The 6,126-nt window shown below is 70.8% G+C and carries 6 protein-coding genes; 4 read left to right on the top strand and 2 right to left on the bottom strand.

The features are described 5' to 3' along the window. A partial coding sequence (locus tag ACE3P2_RS05930; RefSeq protein WP_374262092.1) for a translocation/assembly module TamB domain-containing protein occupies positions 1-2,926 on the top strand: 2,926 nt, incomplete at its 5' end. 7 nt (positions 2,927-2,933) lie between these two features. On the opposite strand, the gene ACE3P2_RS05925 is transcribed toward ACE3P2_RS05930, so the two are convergent. Both ACE3P2_RS05925 and ACE3P2_RS05920 read right to left on the bottom strand, forming a co-directional pair. Beyond that, complete coding sequence (locus ACE3P2_RS05925) at positions 2,934-3,362, bottom strand: organic hydroperoxide resistance protein (RefSeq protein WP_374262090.1); 429 nt, start codon at positions 3,360-3,362, stop codon at positions 2,934-2,936. A 189-nt stretch (positions 3,363-3,551) separates the two neighbouring features. Continuing rightward, complete coding sequence (locus tag ACE3P2_RS05920) at positions 3,552-4,268, bottom strand: alpha/beta fold hydrolase (RefSeq protein WP_374262097.1); 717 nt, start codon at positions 4,266-4,268, stop codon at positions 3,552-3,554. A gap of 130 nt (positions 4,269-4,398) precedes the next feature. Between ACE3P2_RS05920 and ACE3P2_RS05915 the strand changes: the two genes are divergently transcribed. From ACE3P2_RS05915 to ACE3P2_RS05905, 3 genes are read left to right on the top strand one after another with little or no spacing between them, the layout of a single operon-like run. Further along, complete coding sequence (locus ACE3P2_RS05915; protein ID WP_374262087.1) at positions 4,399-5,121, top strand: DUF2189 domain-containing protein; 723 nt, start codon at positions 4,399-4,401, stop codon at positions 5,119-5,121. Positions 5,122-5,150: 29 nt separating this feature from the next. Continuing rightward, positions 5,151-5,699: a peptide-methionine (S)-S-oxide reductase MsrA gene (gene msrA, locus ACE3P2_RS05910; RefSeq protein WP_374262084.1), complete on the top strand. Its 549-nt coding sequence runs from the start codon at positions 5,151-5,153 to the stop codon at positions 5,697-5,699. Positions 5,700-5,734: 35 nt separating this feature from the next. Beyond that, entirely contained in the window at positions 5,735-6,079 is a 345-nt protein-coding gene (locus ACE3P2_RS05905; protein WP_374262082.1) for an FKBP-type peptidyl-prolyl cis-trans isomerase, read from the top strand. Positions 6,080-6,126: the final 47 nt, after the last annotated feature.

The raw sequence follows: 6,126 nt of genomic DNA, 5'->3' as shown, positions 1-6,126 counted from the left end.
CGGCCCGGATACCGCGCCCGCCGGCTTCGGCGCCGTGGATGCCGCGCTGCGGGTGGTCGGGATCGACGCCCGTAAGCTCGACCGCCGCGCCGTCGCCACCCGCATCGCCGGTCGCATCGACGCCGAGGCCGATGCCGACGCCCAGACCGTCAGCGCCGACCTGCGCGACCCGCAGCTCGCCCTGCGCCTCGAAGCCCGCCACGCCGCCGGCGTCGTCACCCTCGACAAACTCGTCGCCAGCGCCCGCGCGGCCCGCCTCGAAGCCCGCGGCACGGTCGCCCTGGCCGAGCCGGGCGCCTTCGAGGCCAGCGGCCGGCTGAGCCGCTTCGATCCCCGCGCTTTCGTCGCCACCGCGCCGCCGGCCGATCTCAACACCCGATTCAGCATCCAGGGCCAGCGCGCGCCGCAGTTCAAGGGCGCGCTCGATTTCGACCTCGCCCCCAGCACCCTCGAAGGCAAGCCGCTCGAAGGCGGCGGCCGGCTCGTCGTCGACGGCCGGCGTCTCGCCGACGCCCGCCTCGCCCTCGCGCTCGCCGGCAACCGGGTCAGCGCCAAGGGGCGCTACGGCAAGCCTGGCGACGCCCTCGACATCGCAGTCGATGCGCCGGCCCTGGCCGCCCTCGGCCATGGCCTCGGCGGTCGGCTGCGGCTCAGCGGCGTGCTACGGGGCAGCCCCGATCACCCGGCCGGCGAATTCGACCTGGGCGCCGAGCAGCTCAGCGTCGGCGGGCTGCGGGTGGATGCGGTCAATGGCCGCGGGCGCGTCGCCGAAGGGCGCAGCGGCCCCATCGCCCTGACGGTCGGGCTTGCCGGCCTGCGTCAGTCCGGCCCGGCGGGCAGCGGCAATGGCAATGGCAATGGCAATGGCGATGCGCTGGTGCGCCGCGCCAGCCTGGTGTTCGACGGCACGCGGGCGGCCAACACCGCGCGGCTCGACATCCAGGCCCGTGGCGACAACGCGCTGCAGGTCGCGCTCGCCGGCGCGCTCGGCGACGGGCCGCGCTGGCAGGGGCGCCTCGAAAGCCTCCAGGTCCGTGGCGACTACCCGATCGCGCTGCTGGCGCCGGCCACGCTGTTGCTCTCGCGCGACAGCGTCCAGCTCGGCACCGCCGAACTGCGCGGCCCCAGCGGCGGCCGCTACCGCCTCGACGAGACCCGCTGGGATGCCCGCCATCTGGTGGCGCGTGGCAGCGTCAGCGGCGTGCAGGTCGGGGTGATGCTCGATCCGTCCACCCGCAAGGTGCAGTCGCGGGGCGATTCGCTCCAGGTGGGCGGCGAATGGAATGTGAACATCGGCGAGCAGGTGAATGGGCTGGTGCGCTTCTACCGCGAAAAGGGCGATCTCGAACTGCAGGGCGATTCGCCGGTGCGGCTGGGGCTGGACGAGCTGCAGCTCACCATCAACGCGGTCGCCAACCGCATCGCCTTCGGCTTCTCGGCCCACGGCAGCCGGCTGGGCAGCGCCTCCGGGGCGGGTACCGCGCTGGCCGAACGCACCGCCGACGGCACCGTGCGTCTGGTGCCGGGCGCGCCGCTGCTGGGCTCGGCGCGCCTCGACATCCCGTCCATCGCCTGGGCCGGCCCGCTGGCCGACCAGAACCTGAAAACCGACGGCAGCCTGAAGGGCGAATTCACCCTCGCCGGGACGCCGGCCCATCCTGAGGCCGCCGGCCGCATTCGCGGCGAGCAGCTCTCCTTCGTGATGGCCGATCAGGGCCTTCATCTGTCGGGCGGCACGCTGCAGGCCGACTTCAACCGCGACCGCCTGCGCCTGGAGGATTTCAGCTTCGTCTCGCCCAATCGGGTCAAGCCCCGCGAAGGGCGCATCGACGTGGCCCGCCTCACCGCGACGCCCGGCACCCTCAAGGCGAAGGGCGAGATCCAGCTGGCTAGCGGCGAGGGCAGCTTCGATTTCCGCGCCGAGCGTCTGCCGCTGCTGCAGCGGGTGGACCAGTGGCTGATCCTCAGCGGCGAAGGCGAGGTCAAGACCGGCTGGAACTCCGCCTACCTCAAGGGGCGGCTGGTTGCCGACGCGGGCTTCGTCGAGCTGTCGCGCACGCCGCCGCCGAGCCTTGGCGAGGACGTGGTGGTGCTCGACCCGGCGAAAACCGGCAAGCCCGCCGCCAGCCCGTTCAAGATGGGCGTCGATCTCACCATCGGGCTCGGCAACGCGCTCTACGTGAAGGCCCTTGGCCTCGACACCCGTCTGGCCGGCAACCTGCACCTCACCGCCAGCGAAGGCCGGCCGCTTGCCGCCAGCGGCACCATCAACACCGTCGGCGGCGTCTTCGAGGGGTACGGCCAGAAGCTCTCCATCGAGCGGGGCATCGTCACCTTCAACGGTCCGGTGTCCAACCCGGGGCTCAACGTGGTGGCGCTGCGCAAGGGGCTGGCCGTGGAGGCCGGGGTGGGGATCAGCGGCACCGCGCGGCGGCCGGTGGTGCGGCTGGTATCCGAACCGAACGTGCCCGACCCGGAAAAGCTCGGCTGGATCGTGCTCGGCCGTCCGCCCGATCAGGGCTCGGGCGGGGAAATGGCGCTGCTGCTGCCGGCCGCCCAGGCGCTGCTGGGCGGCACCGGTGGCGGCCTGTCGGCCAGCGTCGCCAGCGCCCTCGGCTTCGACGAGATTTCCTTTGGTTCGAGCATCGACAGCCGCAGCCGCGTGCAGACCAGCAGTGTCGCCACCGGCAGCGTCACCGGCACCGCGTCCAGCGCCTCGGCGAGCAACATCGACAGCGTGCCGGGGCAGGTGGTGACGATCGGCAAGCGCCTGTCGTCCCAGGCGATGCTGAGCTTCGAGCAGAGCATCGCGGGCACCTCGAGCATCGTCAAGCTCACCTACCAGCTGACGCGCCGCATCGCCGTGATCGGGCGGGCCGGCAGCGAGAACGCGCTCGATGCGATGTTCTCGCTGTCGTTCCGCTGAGCGTCGCTCAGGCGACGTTCAGCACCACCTCGATGTTGTCCCGCGTGGCGTTGGAGTACGGGCATACCTGGTGCGCGGCCTGGACCAGATCGAGGGCGAAGCCGCGCGCCATGCCGGGCAGGTGCACCGTCAACTCGACCCGCAGGCCGAAGCCCTGGGGGATCGGGCCGAGCTCCACCACCGCGTCGATGTTCGCGTCGGCGGGCACGGCGATCTTGCTCTGGCCGGCGACGTACTTCACCGCGCTCAGGAAGCAGGCGGAATAGCCGGCGGCGAACAGTTGTTCCGGGTTGGTGGCGCCGCCGGTGCCGCCCAGGCCCTTGGGTGGGTTGAGCTTCACGTCGAGCAGGCCATCGTCGGAGACGGCGCGTCCATCGCGGCCGCTGGTGGTGTGGGTGCGGGCGGTGTAGCGCACCTGGTCGAGCTGGACTGCCATGATTTCGTCCTTTGCCTTGGCGTAGGGCGCCACGTGGGGCGCGCGTCGGGGGAGGCGAGCGCCGCGAGGGGCGGGCGGCGACTCGATGGCTGCAGTCTAGGCAGCGCCCTCCGTCACGCCCAATGAATTGTCGGCATGGATTCGATTGGCGAACGCTATCCGCCCGCCATGGCCGCCCGGCACGCGGAATCAGGGCGGGGCGATGAAGTCGCCGATGGCGGCGATGACGCCTTCGGGCGCGCTGACGTGGGGCAGATGCCCCTCGGCGTCCACGAACACCAGCGTGCTGGCGGGAATGTGGGCGTGGAGGTATTCGGCCACCGCCGTCGGCACGAAGTCATCGTCCCGCGAATGGAGCAGCAGCGTCGGCACGCGGACGCGGGCGAGCTGGTCGCGGTGGTCGGTCTGCAGCACCGAGCACAGGATGGTGAGCATCATGTCTGGCGGAATGCCGAGGATCGAGTCGGCAAAGCGCTGGGTCAGCAGCGGGCGGTCCGGGTTGCCCATGGCCGCGGCGGCCAGCCTGGTGGACCACTGGGCGTAATCCTGGTTCACCGCGCTGTAGATGGTCTTGATGTCCTCGGCCGTGAAACCGCCTCGGTAATCCGCCGTGTCGGTGTAGCGGGGCGAGGCGCCGATCAGCACCAGACGCCGGAACTGGGCGGGGTGATCGATGGAGGCCAGCAGGCCGGCCATGGCGCCCAGGGAGTGCCCGATCACCACCGTCTCGCCGTTCAGGCCAAGGGCCGAGTGCAGAGCTCGAGCAAATCGTTGGCGTAGCCCTTGACGTTCAGGTAGCGCAGCTGCTTCTCGCGGAAATAGGCCTGATTCGCCTGCGTCGTGCCGACGTGGTCGAAGAGCACCAGCCGGTAGTCGTCCGCGAAGGCCGGTGTCAGCCGGCTCCAGTAGCCCTGGTCGGTGCCCAGGCCATTGACGAAAACGATCGTCCTCGCCGCGGCCGGCGGGGCTTGATTCAAATCATGGACGCCGCCGTCGCCGGGCCAGATATTCCGTCCGATTCCCGTGGAGGTCGTCCATGTCCGAACCGCTCGTTCCCCGCCGCGTCGCCGTTGCCACCGTCCTGTCGTCCATCGCCGGTGGCTGGCGGACGTATCGTCGCTGCGCGATGCCCGCGCTGGCCTTCGCCGCCGTGTTCGCGGCGCTGGGGGTGGGGATATTCGTCGCGCTGGCGCATTTCGGGCTCGCGGCGATGATGCTGCCCTTCGCCGGCGGCTTCCTGCTGGTCGGGCCGGCGGTGCTGGCGGGCTTCTTCGGCCTCCGGCGGGCCGTCGCGGCGGCGCGGCGGCCGGGCTGGGGCGACGTGTTCGCCGGCTTCCGCCGTGCGCCGCGCGGGCTGTGGGTGCTGGCCGGGGTGTGCAGCCTGCTGCTGCTGATCTGGCTCACCGATGCGGCGACGGTGTACAGCTTCATGATCGGCGCCGCGACCCCCGACGTGGCGCAGGTGGCGCGCTTCCACTTCTGGACCAGCCTGATGGGCGCCGTGCTGGCGTTCATCGTCTTCAACGTCACGGCCTTCGCGGTGCCGTTGCTGTTCGACGGGCGCGCCCAGCTGGTGACGGCGGTCACCGCGAGCGTGCGGGCGGTGTTCGCCAATCCCGGGGCGATGCTGGCCTGGGGCCTGATCCTGGCGGTGGCGATCATCGCGACGATCCTGTTCCCGCCGCTGCTCCTGGTGTCCCTGCCGTGCCTCGCGTTTGCCAGCGATCTGCTTTATCTTGAGGTCTTTCCGCCGGCCTGAGCCGGGCCGGCCCGACCCGGAGAGACGAGATGACGGATAACACGAGCGAGGTCGCCATCCTGGCCGGCGGCTGCTTCTGGTGCATCGAGGCGGTGTTCCTCGAAGTGAAGGGCGTGCGCGCCGCCCAGTCGGGCTACATCGGCGGGCACGTGGACGCGCCGAGCTACGAGCGGGTCTGCCAAGGCGAGACCGGCCACGCCGAGGCGGTGCGCATCGAGTTCGATCCGGCGGTCGTCGGCTACGACGACCTGCTCGAGATCTTCTTCGCGATCCACGACCCGACCACCCCCAACCGCCAGGGCCACGACGTCGGCACCCAGTACCGCTCGGCGATCTTCACGACCACGGACGCCCAGGCCGAGACGGCCCGGGCGAAGATCGCGCAGCTCGCCTTCGAGGGCGAATTCGACGCCCCGATCGTCACCGAGGTGACGCCCGCCGGCACCTTCTGGCCCGCCGAGGCGTATCACGACAATTACTTTGCCCGCAACGGCGGCCAGCCCTACTGCCGGATGGTGGTGGCGCCCAAGGTGGCTAAGTTCCGCAGTGCCTTTGCCGGCCGTCGCAAGGCGAATTGACTTAGAATCGCGCGGTCTTTCATCAGGAGCATTTCATGACCCAAACCACCACGGCGAGCGGCCTCGTCATCGAAGATCTGGAAGTGGGCAGCGGCACCGAAGCGGTCGCCGGAAAGCACGTCCAGGTGCATTACACTGGCTGGCTCACCGACGGCCGCAAGTTCGATTCCAGCAAGGATCGCAACGACCCCTTCGTGTTTCCCCTCGGCGCACGCCACGTGATCGCCGGCTGGGACGAAGGCGTGCAGGGCATGAAGGTCGGCGGCAAGCGCAAGCTGACGATTCCGCCCAACCTGGGCTACGGCGCCCGTGGCGCCGGCGGCGTGATTCCCCCCAACGCCACCCTGGTGTTCGAGGTGGAGCTGCTGGCCGTGCAGTAAGCGGGGCTGCGCTTCGCGGTTCCAGGCAGGACGGGCGCCCGAGGGCG

Source organism: Zoogloea sp. (genome assembly GCF_041911615.1).
In the GTDB taxonomy this organism is placed as follows: Bacteria; Pseudomonadota; Gammaproteobacteria; order Burkholderiales; family Rhodocyclaceae; genus Zoogloea.
The sequence above is the reverse complement of the archived record's forward strand: the minus strand, read 5'-3'. Positions and strand labels throughout refer to the sequence as shown.